This window comes from Hydrogenophaga sp., assembly GCF_018780075.1.
GTDB lineage: Bacteria > Pseudomonadota > Gammaproteobacteria > Burkholderiales > Burkholderiaceae_C > Hydrogenophaga.
The window spans coordinates 1-13,594 of sequence record NZ_JADMKB010000054.1 but is presented as its reverse complement, the minus strand read 5'-3'; the positions used below and the strand labels follow the sequence as shown (position 1 = coordinate 13,594).

The following is a 13,594-nucleotide window of genomic DNA, read 5'->3' as shown; positions in this document are numbered from 1 at the left end:
GGTGGGTGGACGTCGGGGTGGGGGGCTAATTGGACTCACGATGTGGCTGTGTCTTTGGTATCTTATGGATCCAATTTGCCCGCCTGCCGCACCAAGGACCCCCATGGCCACCGGTCACTTCGCCTTCGCCAGCAACACCAACCGTTTCCTCGCCTGCGAGCCGCTGGCGGACCAGCCGTTCGCCATCGCCGGTGTGCCGTACGACGGCGTGGTGACCAACCGGCCGGGCGCGCGCTTCGGGCCGCAGGCCATTCGCGCGGCGAGCCTGATGCTGTGCGACGGCATCCACCCGGTGTTCGACGTGTCGCCCGCCGCGCACCTGGGCGACGCGCTGGACATGCGCCTGCCCAACGCCTCGCCGCTGCCCGAGGTGCGCCGCGCCATCGAGTCGCAGGCGGCGGCGCTGATGGCGAAGCACCACTGCGTGTTCCTCGGCGGCGACCACTCCGTCACGCTCTCGCTGCTGCGCGCGGCGAAAGCGCGGCACGGCGAGGCGCTGGCCTGTGTGCACTTCGACGCGCACTGCGACACCTGGAGCGACCATTTCGGCGAGCCCTCGGGCCACGGCACCTGGACCTACGAGGCGCTGCAGGAGGGCCTGATCAGCCCGGCGCACACGGTGCAGATCGGCATCCGCTCCAGCGGCGAGCGCGCCGCGCGGGAGTACGTGGCCGACCAGGGCGGGCAGATCTTCACGGCGCGCGCGCTGCGCGGGCGGGACGGCGCGGGGCTGCAACCCGTGATCGACGCGATCCGCGCGCGCATCGGCCAGCGGCCGTGTTACCTCACGCTGGACATCGACGTGCTCGACCCGGCCTTCGCACCCGGCACCGGCACACCCGAGCCCGGCGGCCTGACGAGTTCGCAGGTGCTCACGCTGATGGAAGAGCTGGCCGACCTGCACTGGGTGGGCATGGACTGCGTCGAGGTGGCCCCGGCCTACGACCACGCCGAACTCACCAGCAACGCGGCGGCGACGTTCGTGTGGACCTACCTGAGCGCACAGGTGGCGCGCCATCTCGGCACGAGGGCCTGACCATGTTCCAGCGTTCCCTGGTCGGCTCTGACACCCAGCTCAACCAGACCAGCTACTACGAGGCCAGCGTGCAGCGGCCCGAGCCCTGCCCGCCGCTGCAGGGCTCGGTGCAGGCCGACGTGGTGGTCGTGGGCGCGGGCTTCGCGGGGCTGAGTGCGGCGCTGGAGCTCAGCGCACGCGGCCTTTCGGTGGTGGTGCTGGAGGCCGACCGCGTCGGCTCGGGCGCGAGCGGGCGCAACGGTGGCCAGGCCATCGTGGGTTACGCGAGCGGGCAGGGGCCGTTCGAACAACAGCTCGGCGCGGCCGATGCGCAACGCGCCTGGGACATGTCGGTCGAGGCCGTGGAGCTGATCGAGCGGCGCATCGCACAACACGGCATTGATTGCGACTGGCGCCGTGGCTACACCTACGTGGCCGACTCGCCGAAAAAGGCGCGCGCGCTGCGCGAAGAGTGTGACGACCACAATGCCCGCGGCGTCGCGAGCGAGTGGGCCGAGGGCGCCGACGTGGCGCGCTTCATTCACAGCCCGCGCTATGTGGCCGCCTTTCACGAAACCACCTCGGGCCACCTGCACCCGCTGAAGTACGCGCTGGGCCTGGCGCGCGCGGCGCAGGCGGCGGGCGTGCGCATCTTCGAGGGCTCGCCGGTCACTGCGCTGACACGCGGCAGCCGCCTGGTGGCGGGCACGCCGCAGGGGCAGGTGACGGCACGCTTCGGCGTGCTGGCGGGCAACTGCATGCTGCCGGAATACGGGCCCAAGGTGGCGCCCGAGATCGCGCCGCGCATCATGCCCGTGGGCACCTACATGATCGGCACCGCGCCGCTGGACCCGGCGCTCTGCGAGCAACTGATCCCCAACCTCGCGGCCGTGTGCGACAACAACTTCGTGCTCGACTACTTCCGCTTTAGCGCCGACTTGCGGCTGCTGTTTGGCGGCCGCGTGAGCTACACGGCCATGACGCCGCCCAACCTGAAGGGCCTGATGGCGCAGCGCATGGGCGAGGTGTTCCCGGCGCTCCGAAACGCACCGGTCGAGTTCGTCTGGGGCGGCTTCGTGGACATCAGCATGAACCGCGCGCCCGACTTCGGGCGGCTGGGCGACAACCTGTTGTACCTGCAGGGTTTCAGCGGCCACGGCGTGGCGCTCACCGGGCTGGCCGGCCAGCTGGTGGCCGAGACCATTGCGGGGCAGGCCGGGCGCTTCGATGTGTTCGCCCGCCTGAAGCACCGCGAGTTTCCGGGCGGGGCTTTGATGCGCACGCCCAGCCTGGCGCTGGGCATGTTGTGGCACCGGTTGAAAGACGCGCTGTGACCGTTCGGGCGACAGCGCGGCCTCATCACTGCTGGCGAGGTTCGCCCTGTTCGTTCACCGTGATGCGCTGGCCCGGGGCGCTGGTCATCTGCACGCGGTGGTCTTGCCCGCGGAAGTTGTAGGACACGTCCCAGAACGCGGGCCGTGCGCCGCCGGGCACGTCGCGGCAGCGCTGCACGTCCTGCGTGGCGGGCTGGCCGTCGCGGCCGACGTTCGCACCCAGCGCGGCGCCGGCGATCACGCCGCCCACGGTGGCGATGTCCTTGCCGCTGCCGCCGCCCACCTGGTGGCCCAGGATGCCGCCGATGAGCGCGCCCGCGAGCGCGGCCGGCACGTTGGCGTTGGTCTGGGCCTGTCCCAGCTGTTCGCGTTCCACCCAGCATTGCTGCCCGGGCGTGGCCAGCACGGCGCGGGCCGAGGTCACCTCGGCCTCATACAGACGCTCGCCACCGCGGCGCCGGCTGTCGTAGACCGCCACCGGCTCGGGCGCCTCGCGCCGGTTGTCCGAACGGTTGTCGGTGCGGTCGCTGCGCTCCACGGCGCGCGCCGAAGAGATGCTGTTGTTCAGGCCCATGGCGGCGAGTGAGGGGTAACGCCCCGGGCGCAGCACCACACAGTCGCCCCGGTAGCGGTTGTCTTCGCACACCTCCCATCGCGCGCCGATCACCACGGCCGAGGTGGCGCGGTCGTTGAAGCCATGGCGCCGGAAGCGGGTCACCGGGTCCGTGGTGGTGAAGGACTCACCCCCGAAATCGCGGCGTTCGTAGAACGTGGCCTGGGCCGACAGGGGCAGGGGCGCGTAGCGGTCGTCGTCCACGCGGGCGTTGCGGGCGAGGACCCGGGCGGACGAGACGCGGTCGTTCAGGCCCATGGCCGCGAGCGAGGGGTAGCGCCCCGGGCGCAGCACCACGCAGTCGCCCCGGAAGCTGGTGTCCTCGCACACCTCCCAGCGGTTGCCGACCACCACCACCGACGAGCTGCGGTCGTTGAAGCCGTAGCGGTCGAACCGGTTGACCTGGTTGTTGGCCTGCATGGATCGGCCCTGGAAGTTGCCGTTCTCATAGAAGGTGGCCTGGGCGGCGGCGGGCGCGGCGAACGCGATGCAGGCCAGGGCCAGCAAGGTGCTTGAAGGGGTGTTCATGACAAGTCTCCGTTGGGGTTTGTCACGAGCTTGCGCGGTCCCGGGGGCGTTGTCTGTGCGCTGGCACACGGGCCGCGCACCGGGGGTGCGGGCCGCTACCGCAGCGTTTTCCGAACCACCAGCTTGAGCCCCGACCAGACGTCCGAGACCGCGCAGACCTTGATGTCGACCCAGCCCAGGGGCAGCGCGAGTTCGCGGATGGTGTCTTCGGTGATGTCGGTGGGCACTTTGGACGCCTTCTTGGGCCAGGAGACCCAGAGCGCGGCCGTGGGGTTCAGCCGCTGGCGCAGGTCGCTCAGCTGTCGCGCCAGCTCGGCTTTTTCCGTGGTGAAGAGGTGGACAAGATCGGTCTGGGCATGGGCCTGCGGTTCAAAGACCAGCCCGTCCGGCAGCGGGTGGAGCCAGGCCTCGTAGCCGTCCGGTGCACCGATCACGCACACGCGCCCCGAGGGCTTGAAACCCAGTTTCTTGACCAGCGGCGTTCCGGAATAGCCGGGGGTGCTCATGTCCGACCTCAGGCCGCGGGCGCTGCAGCGCCCTCCAGGTACGGCGCCAGATGGGCCATGGCCCGCTCGACATAGGCGTCTTTTTCGCCCACGGGCGCCACGTAGTGCAGGGCCGCCCGGGCCGCCGCTTCACCCTCGGTGCGGGCAATGACCCAGGCCGCGAGGTAGGGTGAGGCCAGGCAGCCGCCGGCGGTGGCGACGTTGCCCGCCGCAAAGAACGGCTGGTTCAGCACCTCGACACCGGCGGCCTGCACCCAGGGCTTGGTGGTGAGGTCGGTGCAGGCGGGCACGGCGCCGAGCAGCCCGAGTTTGGCCAGCACCAGCGTGCCGGAGCACTGCGCGCCGATGAGCTGGCGCGCCGGGTCCAGGCGCAGGGCCGACATGATCGCGGGGTTGTCCACCACCTCCCGCGTCTGCATGCCGCTGCCCATCAGCACGGCGTCCGCCGTCGCCGCCTCGGCCAGCGTGGACTGCGCGTGCACCACCACGCCGTTCATGGAGGTGACGGTGGGCTCGGGGCAGCAGATCGACACGCGCCAGCCCGGCCGCTTGATGCGGTGGAGCACGCCGAGGGCGATGAAGGAATCGAGCTCGTTGAAGCCCTGGAAGGTGAGGATGGCGATGTGCATGGGGCTGCCTTCTGTGGATTGAAATGGGGGCCAACCCGGGTTCAGCGGGGGGGGCCGATCTGCCGCACCGCCGCCGCCAGCACCGGCCCGCAGCGCTGGATCTCGCTCAGCGGCGCGTAGCCGTAGCCGATCACCAGTCCCTTGAGGTCGTGGCGCGCCAGGCAGTAGGCCGAGAGCGGGCGCACGGTGAGGCCTTGCTGGGCGATGCGCTGGGCGAGGGCCTGGTCGTCCACCTGCGCGGGCAGGCGCAGGCAGAGGTGCAGGCCCTGTTCGGCGCCGCTGATGAAGGTGTCCTGCGTCAGCACGGGTTTGAGCGCTTCGAGCAGCGCGGCGCGGCGCTCGCCGTAGCTCTGCCGGGCGCGGCGCAGCGCGCTGCTGAAGTGGCCCATCTCGATGAACTCGGCCAGCGCGGCCTGCAGCGGCATCTGGCCCGGGCGGTTGAGGTCGTAGTGGGCCTGTTTGAAGGCGACCACCAGCGGTTTGGGCACGATGAGGTAACCGAGCTTGATGCCGGGGTAGAGCACCTTGGAGAAGGTGCCCATGTAGAGCACGCGGCCGTCCACGTCGAGCCCCTCCAGGCTGCTGATGGGCGGGCCGGAGAAGCGGTACTCGCTGTCGTAGTCGTCTTCCAGCACCCAGGCGCCGTGGGCGCGCGCGGTGGAGAGCAGCTGGTGGCGCCGCGCCAGGCTCATGACCGCGCCGGTGGGGTACTGGTGCGAGGGCGTGAGGTAGATCAGCCGGGGCGGGTGGGCGTTGTCGGCCGCGCCGGGGTGGATGCCTTCGTCGTCCACCGGCACCGGGTGGATGGACAGGCCCGTGGCCATGAAGGCCTTGGCCGCGCCCCAGTAGGCCGGGTCTTCGACCCACACGGTGTCGCCGTGGTCGGCGAGCAGGCGGGCGCAGAGTTCGAGCGACTGCTGGGTGCCGGTGGTGACGATGACCTGGTCCGCGTCGAGCTGCACGCTGCGGAACACGCGCAGGTAGTCGGCGATGGCGCGGCGCAGCGGCGCGTAGCCGCCCGAGTCGTTGTAGTCGAGCATGTCCGGGTAGGTCATGCGCCAGTGTTTGTTCTGCAGGCGCTGCCAGAGCGTGAGCGGGAAGGCGCTGAAGTCGGCGATGCCGGGGGTGAAGGGCTGCACTTCCAGCTGGGTGGCGCAGAAGGTGGTGGCGAGCGCCTGGCCGCGCGCCGAGAGCCGCCCGGGCGCGGGGGTCGGCGCACCGCGCGCTTGGGGCCGCGCGGCGGCGCCGGCGTTCACCCGCGGCACGTTGTCGTTCACGTAGGTGCCGCTGCCCACGCGGCTCTCCAGGTAACCCTCGACGCTGAGCTGGTTGATCGCGGCGACCACGGTGTTGCGCGAGAGGTTCAAGTCCTGCGCGAGGTCGCGGCTCGACGGCAGTCGCTCACCCGCCCCGAGCTTGCCGTCCAGCATGGCGCGGCGCAGCGCCTCGTAGAGCTGACGGTGCAGCGGCAGGGCGTCGTGTGCGCCCAGGCGGGTCATCTCGGTCAGTAGAAACTCAGACAGCATGTGTGTTGGAGGATGAGGTGTTTTGACCGGGCACGCCGTGGAACCGGCTTTGCCGGGCCACCAGCGTGGTCCCCCTTCCAGGGGGAAGACGCGAAGCGGCGCAGGGGGTAGCTCTAATTGGCACCATGAGGTGGCGCCAACTGGCTCCGATTGTGATCCAATTGTCTCGCCACAATCAAGCCGAAGCGATTGGAGATTCCATGAACAAGCCGCCGCCCTGCATGGTCTGGCTGCCTGCCGACCACCGCCTCATGGGCGACCACGGGCACCAGATGCCGTTTCTGCTGCTGGGCGACAAGTACGCCCGCGCCGTCAAGGTGGGGGCCCAGGCCCAGCCGGTGATGTTTCCGCTGGCCGACGCCGAGCAGATTCCCGACCTGTTGCCCCTGGTGGACGGCGTGATGCTGACCGGCTCGCCGTCCAACGTGCACCCCTCCCACTTCGACGAGGACGTGGCCGACCCCAGCCTGCCGCTGGACCCGGTGCGCGACTCGCTCACGCTGGCGCTGGTGAAGGCCTGTGTGCACGTGGGTGTGCCGCTGCTGGGCGTGTGCCGCGGCTTCCAGGAGATCAACGTGGCGCTGGGTGGCACGCTGCACCAGCGCGTGCACGAGGTCCCGGGCCTGACGGACCACCGAGAGCCCAAGACCGCGCCGTTTGACGAGCAGTACGCGCCGCGCCACGCCATCCGGCTCGCGCCGGGCAGCGTGTTCGAGACCTGGGCCGGCGGTCCCGAGACCCTGGTGAACTCGCTGCACGGCCAGGGCATCAACCGCCTGGCCAGCGGGCTCGAAGCCATGGCCCATGCGCCCGACGGTGTGGTCGAGGCCTTTGCGGTGAAGGGCGCGCGCACCTTCGCCTACGCGGTGCAGTTCCACCCCGAATGGCGCTGCTGGGAGACGCCGTTTTACGCCGCGATCTTTGACGCCTTCGGCCACGCCTGCCGCCAGCGCATGAACCTGCGGCTGCAGGCGGCCGACCTGGCGCGCAGCCGCGCGGGCATCGGCGCCTGATTTCGACCCGACAGACAACCACAACGACAGACAAGGACCGGCACATGACAGCCCCCACCGTTCAAACCTTCAACGACCTCGAAAACTGGCTCAACCAGCACCGCGTGACCGAGGTCGAGTGCCTGGTGCCCGACCTGACCGGGGTGGCGCGCGGCAAGATCCTGCCGCGCGAGAAGTTCACCGAAGACCGCGGCATGCGCCTGCCGCAGGCCATCGTGGGCATGGGGGTGACGGGGGAGTTTCCCGAGAGCGGGCCGTACTACGACGTGGTGGACCCGACCGACAAGGACATGCAGCTGCGCCCGGACCCGAGCACGGTGCGCATCGTGCCCTGGGCCACCGACCCGACCGCGCAGGTGATCCACGACTGTTTCGACCACGAAGGCAAGCTCGTGCCGTTCGCGCCGCGCAGCGTGTTGCGCAAGATCTGCGACCTCTACGCCGCCGAGGGCTGGGACCCGGTGGTCGCCCCCGAGCTGGAGTTCTACCTGACCGCGCGCAACACCGACCCGAACACGCTGCTGAAGCCACCGATCGGCCGCAGCGGCCGGGCCGAGACCTCGCGCCAGGCTTATTCGATTGACGCGGTGAACGAGTTCGACCCGCTGTTCGAAGAGATCTACGACTACTGCGACAAGATGAAGCTCAACGTGGACACGCTGATCCACGAGGCCGGCGCGGGGCAGATGGAGATCAACTTCTTCCACGCCCACCCGCTGGGCCTGGCCGACGAGGTGTTCTTCTTCAAGCGCACGGTGCGCGAGTCCGCGCTGCGCCACGACATGTACGCCACCTTCATGGCCAAGCCGATCGCCGGCGAGCCGGGCTCGGCGATGCATGTGCACCAGAGCATCCTGAGCAAGGCCACCGGCAAGAACATCTTCAGCAACGAGGACGGCACGCCCTCCGAATCGTTCTACCACTACATCGGCGGCCTGCAGCGCTACATCCCGGCCGCCATGGTGCTGGTGGCGCCGTACGTGAACAGCTACCGCCGCCTCTCGCGCCACACCGCGGCACCCATCAACATCGAGTGGGGCCACGACAACCGCACGGTGGGCATCCGCTCGCCAATCTCCAGCCCCGAGGCGCGCCGCGTGGAGAACCGCGTGATCGGTGCCGACGCCAACCCCTATGTGGCGATGGCGATGACGCTGGCCTGCGGCTACCTGGGCCTGAAGAACAAGATCAAGCCCAAGCCCGAGATGAAGGGCGACGCCTACCTCTCGCCCTATGCGCTGCCGCGCAGCCTGGGCGAAGCGCTGGACTGGCTGCGCCGCGAGACCGACCTGCACGATGTGCTGGGCAAGGAATTCATCACCATCTACACCGAGATCAAGGAGCTGGAGTTCGACGAGTTCATGAAGGTGATTTCGCCTTGGGAACGCGAGCACCTGCTATTACACGTGTAACCCCCCGCGCCGCCTGCGGCGTCACCCCCCAGGGGGCAACGCTGGCGGCCCGGCAAAGCCGGTTCCGCGGCGTTCTCGAATCAAACCCTTCGTTCGTGAGACTGTGATGAACACTTCCACCCTCATTGCCCCCCCCGCCCTGGTCCGCCGCGCCGAGCAGCAGGACACGAAAGCCATCCAGGCGCTGGACAGCGCGCACTACCTGCACCCGTTCACCGACCACGGCGACCTGGCCACGCGCGGCTCGCGCGTGATCACGCGCGCCGACAACATCTACGTGTGGGATTCCGAGGGCCACAAGATCCTCGACGGCATGAGCGGGCTGTGGTGCGTCAACGCGGGCTATGGCCGCAAGGAGTTGGCCGACGCCGCCTACCAGCAGATGATGACACTGCCGTTCTACAACAGCTTCTTCCAGACCACCAACGTGCCGGCGGTGCAGCTGGCCACCAAGCTGGCGGCCCTCGCGCCCAAGGTCGGCGGGCGCAGCTTCGAGCACGTGTTCTTCTGCAGCAGCGGCTCGGAGAGCAACGACACCAACGTGCGCATGGTGCGCCGCTACTGGGACCTGCTGGGCCAGCCGCAGCGCAAGGTGATCATCAGCCGCAACAACGCCTACCACGGCAGCACCATGGCCGGCGCCTCGCTCGGCGGCATGAGCGGCATGCACGCGCAGGGCGACCTGCCGATCCCGAACATCACGCACATCGAGCAGCCGCACTTCTGGGACAACGCGCTGCCGGGCGAAAGCCGGGCCGACTTCGGCCGCCGCGCGGCGGGCTGGCTGGAAGCCAAGATTCTCGAAGTGGGTGCGGACAAGGTGGCCGCCTTCATTGCCGAGCCGGTGCAGGGCGCGGGCGGCGTGATCATCCCGCCCGAGACCTACTGGCCCGAGATCCAGCGCATCGTCGACCAGTACGGCATCCTGCTGATTTCCGACGAGGTGATCTGCGCCTTCGGCCGCCTGGGCCACTGGTTTGCCTACGAAAAGTTCGGCTACCGTCCCGACCTCGTGACCTTCGCCAAGGGCGTGACGAGTGGCTACATCCCGCTCGGCGGCGTGATGGTGGGCGACCGCGTGGCCAAGGTGCTGATCGAGCAGGGCGGTGAGTTCAACCACGGCTACACCTACAGCGGCCACCCGGTGGCCTGCGCGGTGGCGCTGGCCAACCTGGAGCTGATGGAGCGCGAGAACCTGGTGGGCCGGGTGAAGGACGACATCGGCCCTTACCTGGCCGAGCGCTTCGCCGAGCTGAAACAGCACCCGCTGGTGGGCGACGCCGAGACCTGCGGCTTCGTGGCCGGCCTGGTGCTGGTGAAGAACCAGGCGACGCGGCAGATGTTCGACCCGGACCTGTCGGTGGGCATGATCTGCCGCGGCCACTGCTTCAAGAACGGGCTGATCATGCGCGCCGTGGGCGACCGCATGATCATCGCGCCGCCGCTGGTGATGACGCGCGCCCAGATCGACGAGATGATGGTGCTGATCCGCCAGTGCCTGGACGCCACGCTGGACGACCTGCGCAGCGCCGGTCAGCTGGCCTGACGCTTGCCGAGGCCCGATTCTTTGTTACAGTGTTTCGCTGCCCCAAACTGGGGATAAAGTTGGTCTGCAAATTGCTTGCCGGTAGGGCGTGCAGCGCAGCCGGTGTGTTTGTATCAACCGTCGGGTTTCATCCCGTTTTCAGGAGCGTTCCTCACCATGAAGAAACAAGTTCTGGCCCTGGCCATCTCGGCGATCCTGCTCGCTGCCTGCGGTAAGAAAGAAGAGCCGGCGCCGGCAGCGGCCCCGGCCGAACCGGTCGCTGCAGCGCCCGCGGCCCCGGCTGCGCCCGCCGGCCCGGTGTACGACGACGAGAAGGTCCTCAACATCTACAACTGGCCCGACTACGTGCCCGAAGGCATGATCGCCGCCTTCGAGAAAGAGTCCGGCGTCAAGGTCAACTACGACACCTTCGAGACCAACGAAGCCCTGCACGCCAAGCTGGTGGCGGGCAACACCGGTTACGACATCGTGGTGCCCGGCACCGTGTTCGCCAAGGGTCAGATCGAAGGCGGTCTGCTGCAGCCGCTGAAGAAGGACCAGATCCCGAACCTGGCCAACATGGACCCGGCCATCATGGCCACGCTGGTCAAGGCCGATCCCGAGAACAAGCACCTGATTCCCTGGGCCTGGGGCTTCACCACCGTGGGCATCAACAAGACCAAGGTCGAGAAGGCGCTGGGCGGCATGCCCATGCCCGAGAACGCCTGGGACCTGGTGTTCAAGCCCGAGTACACGAGCAAGCTCAAGTCCTGCGGCATCGCCTACCTGGACTCGCCCACCGAGATCATCCCGGTGGCGCTGCACTACATCGGCAAGGACGCCTACTCCAACGACCCGGCCGACTACAAGCCCGCCGGCGAGATGCTGGCCAAGGTGCGCAAGGACGTGCGCCTGTTCAGCTCGACCATGATCGACGACATCGCGGGCGGCAAGGCCTGCGTGGCGATCGGCTGGTCGGGCGACGTGAACATCGCCGCCGGCCGCGCCAAGGAAAACGGCTCCAAGGACGTGATCGAAGCCCTGCTGCCGAGCACCGGCGCGCTGATCTTCTTTGACACCATGGCCGTGACCAAGGACGCCAAGCACCCGAACAACGCGATGGCCTTCATCGACTTCTACCTGCGCCCGGAGAACGCCGCGGCCATGGCCAACGAGATGAGCTACCCGACCGGCAACAAGGCCGCCATGGACAAGATCAACCCCGAGATCGCCGGCAACAAGACCATCTTTGTGGAGTCCGACTACTTCGCCAAGATGATCCCGCCGAGCAGCTTCACCAACGAAGCGCGTGAAGCCATGGCCAACGCCTACAACAGCTTCAAGAAGGGCAAGTAAGCGTTCCGGTTTTCACCAGACCTGATCCAGGGCTGTTCGTACACACCGTATGAACAGCCCTTTTTCTTATCTGTACATCACAACAACAAGGACTGAACATGGCTGAGACGGGCACCCAGACGGGTTATCTGGTCACCGAGAAACTGGTCAAGCGCTTCGACGAGGCGGTGGCCGTGGACGAGGTGTCGCTTTCCATCGGCAAGGGCGAGATCTTTGCCCTGCTGGGCAGCTCGGGCTGTGGCAAGTCCACGCTGTTGCGCATGCTCGCCGGCTTCGAGAAGCCGACCTCGGGGCGCATCCTGCTCGGCGGTCAGGACGTCGCGGCCATGCCGCCCTACGAGCGACCGGTCAACATGATGTTCCAGTCCTACGCCCTGTTTCCCCACCTCAACATCTGGGAGAACGTGGCCTTTGGCCTCAAGCGCGAAGGCCTGCCCAAGGCCGAGGTGCAGCAGCGCACCGACGAGATGCTGGGCCTGGTGCAGCTCACGCCCTACGCCCAGCGCAAGCCGCACCAGCTCTCGGGCGGGCAGCAGCAGCGCGTGGCGCTGGCGCGCAGCCTGGCCAAGCGGCCCAAGCTGCTGCTGCTCGACGAGCCTCTGGGCGCGCTGGACAAGAAGCTGCGCGAGCAGACCCAGTTCGAGCTGGTCAACATCATCGAGAAGGTGGGCGTGACCGTGGTGATGGTGACGCACGACCAGGAAGAGGCCATGACCATGGCCAGCCGCATCGCCATCATGAGCAAGGGCCGCGTGCTGCAGGTGGGCACGCCCGAAGAAATCTACGAGCACCCGCGCAACAAGTTCGTGGCCGACTTCATCGGCAACGTGAACCTGTTTGCCGGCAAGCTCACGGTGGACGAGCCCGACCGCTGCGCGGCCACCACCGCCATCGGCGAGGTGCACGTGGGCCATGGCGTGAGCGGCACGCTGAACATGCCGGTGTCGATCGCCGTGCGGCCCGAGAAGATCGAGATCAGCAAGACCCGGCCCGAGCGCGCGTCGTTCAACCTGTTCCAGGGCAAGGTGAAAGAGATCGGCTACCTGGGCTCCTACACCACCTACATCCTCAAGGCCGGCGACGGCTCCAAGGTGCGCGTCACCGAAGCCAACACCACGCGCCAGGACCTGTCGGACATCACCTGGGAAGACGACGTGTATTTCTGGTGGGACGACAACGCGGCGGTGGTCTTGAGGGACTGATAGCTGTCAGTCTCCCCCCGCGCCGCTTCGCGTCACCCCCCGGAGGGGGGCAACGCTGGCGGCCCGGCAAAGCCGGTTCCGCGGCGTTCTGGGTTCGGATGCCTTGCTCTCCTAGGTTTGTAGTTTCTGGAGGTTCTTGATGGCCACTTCATCGCTTCCCATGCCCGGCAAGCGCTTCGTCATCGGCGTGCCCTACGTCTGGCTGTTTGTCTTTTTCCTGCTGCCGTTCCTGATCCTGCTGTACATCAGCTTCGTGGACCAGGGCGAGAGCATCAACCCGTTCAAGCCGATCTGGGACCCGGTGACGGGCATCCTGAGCCTGAAGTACGAGAACTACTGGACCATCTTCCGCGACGCGGAAGGCGGCGAGCTGTTCAAGACCATCTACATCGAGGCCTACCTGCGCTCGATCTGGTACGCGCTGTGGACCGCCGTGCTGTGCCTGGTGGTCGGCTACCCGTTCGCCTACTTCATCGCGCGTTCGCCGGCCAGCGTGCGCCCGGCGCTGCTGATGATGGTGATGCTGCCGTTCTGGACCTCGTTCCTGCTGCGCGTCTACGCGTGGAAGGGCATCCTGGCGGATCAGGGCGTCATCAACCAGCTGCTCATGGGCATCGGCATCATCAATGAACCGATCCAGATGCTCTACACCAACGTGTCCATGCTGGTGGGCATGACCTACGTGTACCTGCCCTTCATGATCCTGCCGCTCTACGCCAACCTGGTGAAGATGGACTTCCGCCTGCTCGAAGCGGCCTACGACCTGGGCACCTCGCCCTTCAAGGCCTTCTGGCTGGTGACGGTGCCGTTGTCCAAGGCCGGCATCGTCGCGGGCTTCATGCTGGTGTTCATCCCCGCCGTGGGCGAGTTCGTGATCCCTTCGCTGCTCGGCGGGCCGGAGAACATCATGATCGGCCGCGTGGTCTGGGACGAGA

12 protein-coding genes are annotated in these 13,594 nt (G+C 67.9%); 8 read left to right on the top strand and 4 right to left on the bottom strand.

Annotated features, from left to right (window positions below):
- The first annotated feature begins 103 nt into the window (after window positions 1–103).
- Both speB and IV088_RS11435 read left to right on the top strand, forming a co-directional pair.
- A complete protein-coding gene (speB, locus tag IV088_RS11440) occupies window positions 104–1,036 on the top strand; it encodes an agmatinase (RefSeq protein WP_291101943.1) in 933 nt (310 codons plus the stop codon).
- 2 nt (window positions 1,037–1,038) lie between these two features.
- Window positions 1,039–2,349: an FAD-binding oxidoreductase gene (locus IV088_RS11435; RefSeq protein WP_291101942.1), complete on the top strand. Its 1,311-nt coding sequence runs from the start codon at window positions 1,039–1,041 to the stop codon at window positions 2,347–2,349.
- Window positions 2,350–2,374: 25 nt separating this feature from the next.
- On the opposite strand, the gene IV088_RS11430 is transcribed toward IV088_RS11435, so the two are convergent.
- From IV088_RS11430 to IV088_RS11415, 4 genes are all read right to left on the bottom strand, one after another.
- Window positions 2,375–3,490, bottom strand: coding sequence for a beta/gamma crystallin-related protein (locus tag IV088_RS11430; RefSeq protein WP_291101941.1), 1,116 nt, complete (start codon window positions 3,488–3,490; stop codon window positions 2,375–2,377).
- A gap of 95 nt (window positions 3,491–3,585) precedes the next feature.
- On the bottom strand, window positions 3,586–3,996 hold the full coding sequence (locus tag IV088_RS11425; RefSeq protein WP_291101940.1) for a DUF3052 family protein: 411 nt from the start codon (window positions 3,994–3,996) through the stop codon (window positions 3,586–3,588).
- Window positions 3,997–4,004: 8 nt separating this feature from the next.
- Window positions 4,005–4,625: a DJ-1/PfpI family protein gene (locus IV088_RS11420; protein ID WP_291101939.1), complete on the bottom strand. Its 621-nt coding sequence runs from the start codon at window positions 4,623–4,625 to the stop codon at window positions 4,005–4,007.
- Window positions 4,626–4,666: 41 nt separating this feature from the next.
- Entirely contained in the window at window positions 4,667–6,151 is a 1,485-nt protein-coding gene (locus IV088_RS11415) for a PLP-dependent aminotransferase family protein (RefSeq protein ID WP_291101938.1), read from the bottom strand.
- A 200-nt stretch (window positions 6,152–6,351) separates the two neighbouring features.
- On the opposite strand from IV088_RS11415, the gene IV088_RS11410 reads away from it, so the two are divergent.
- From IV088_RS11410 to IV088_RS11385, 6 genes are all read left to right on the top strand, one after another.
- On the top strand, window positions 6,352–7,164 hold the full coding sequence (locus IV088_RS11410; protein ID WP_291101937.1) for a gamma-glutamyl-gamma-aminobutyrate hydrolase family protein: 813 nt from the start codon (window positions 6,352–6,354) through the stop codon (window positions 7,162–7,164).
- Between the two features lie 44 nt (window positions 7,165–7,208).
- A complete protein-coding gene (locus IV088_RS11405; protein WP_291101936.1) occupies window positions 7,209–8,576 on the top strand; it encodes a glutamine synthetase family protein in 1,368 nt (455 codons plus the stop codon).
- 106 nt (window positions 8,577–8,682) lie between these two features.
- The gene (locus IV088_RS11400; RefSeq protein WP_291101935.1) at window positions 8,683–10,122 is read left to right on the top strand and encodes an aspartate aminotransferase family protein; all 1,440 of its coding nucleotides are present in this window, start codon (window positions 8,683–8,685) and stop codon (window positions 10,120–10,122) included.
- Window positions 10,123–10,278: 156 nt separating this feature from the next.
- Window positions 10,279–11,457, top strand: a complete 1,179-nt coding sequence (locus IV088_RS11395) for an extracellular solute-binding protein (RefSeq protein ID WP_291101934.1) — start codon at window positions 10,279–10,281, stop codon at window positions 11,455–11,457.
- A gap of 98 nt (window positions 11,458–11,555) precedes the next feature.
- Complete coding sequence (locus IV088_RS11390) at window positions 11,556–12,659, top strand: polyamine ABC transporter ATP-binding protein (protein WP_291101933.1); 1,104 nt, start codon at window positions 11,556–11,558, stop codon at window positions 12,657–12,659.
- 139 nt (window positions 12,660–12,798) lie between these two features.
- On the top strand, window positions 12,799–13,594 hold a 796-nt coding region (locus tag IV088_RS11385; protein WP_291101932.1), incomplete at its 3' end, for an ABC transporter permease.

Bases quoted from the DNA above. Each gene is read 5' to 3' on its own strand.
- speB (WP_291101943.1), top strand. From the start codon at position 104: ATGGCCACCGGTCACTTCGCCTTCGCCAGCAACACCAACCGTTTCCTC.
- IV088_RS11435 (WP_291101942.1), top strand. From the start codon at position 1,039: ATGTTCCAGCGTTCCCTGGTCGGCTCTGACACCCAGCTCAACCAGACC.
- IV088_RS11430 (WP_291101941.1), bottom strand. From the start codon at position 3,490: ATGAACACCCCTTCAAGCACCTTGCTGGCCCTGGCCTGCATCGCGTTC.
- IV088_RS11425 (WP_291101940.1), bottom strand. From the start codon at position 3,996: ATGAGCACCCCCGGCTATTCCGGAACGCCGCTGGTCAAGAAACTGGGT.
- IV088_RS11420 (WP_291101939.1), bottom strand. From the start codon at position 4,625: ATGCACATCGCCATCCTCACCTTCCAGGGCTTCAACGAGCTCGATTCC.
- IV088_RS11415 (WP_291101938.1), bottom strand. From the start codon at position 6,151: ATGCTGTCTGAGTTTCTACTGACCGAGATGACCCGCCTGGGCGCACAC.
- IV088_RS11410 (WP_291101937.1), top strand. From the start codon at position 6,352: ATGAACAAGCCGCCGCCCTGCATGGTCTGGCTGCCTGCCGACCACCGC.
- IV088_RS11405 (WP_291101936.1), top strand. From the start codon at position 7,209: ATGACAGCCCCCACCGTTCAAACCTTCAACGACCTCGAAAACTGGCTC.
- IV088_RS11400 (WP_291101935.1), top strand. From the start codon at position 8,683: ATGAACACTTCCACCCTCATTGCCCCCCCCGCCCTGGTCCGCCGCGCC.
- IV088_RS11395 (WP_291101934.1), top strand. From the start codon at position 10,279: ATGAAGAAACAAGTTCTGGCCCTGGCCATCTCGGCGATCCTGCTCGCT.
- IV088_RS11390 (WP_291101933.1), top strand. From the start codon at position 11,556: ATGGCTGAGACGGGCACCCAGACGGGTTATCTGGTCACCGAGAAACTG.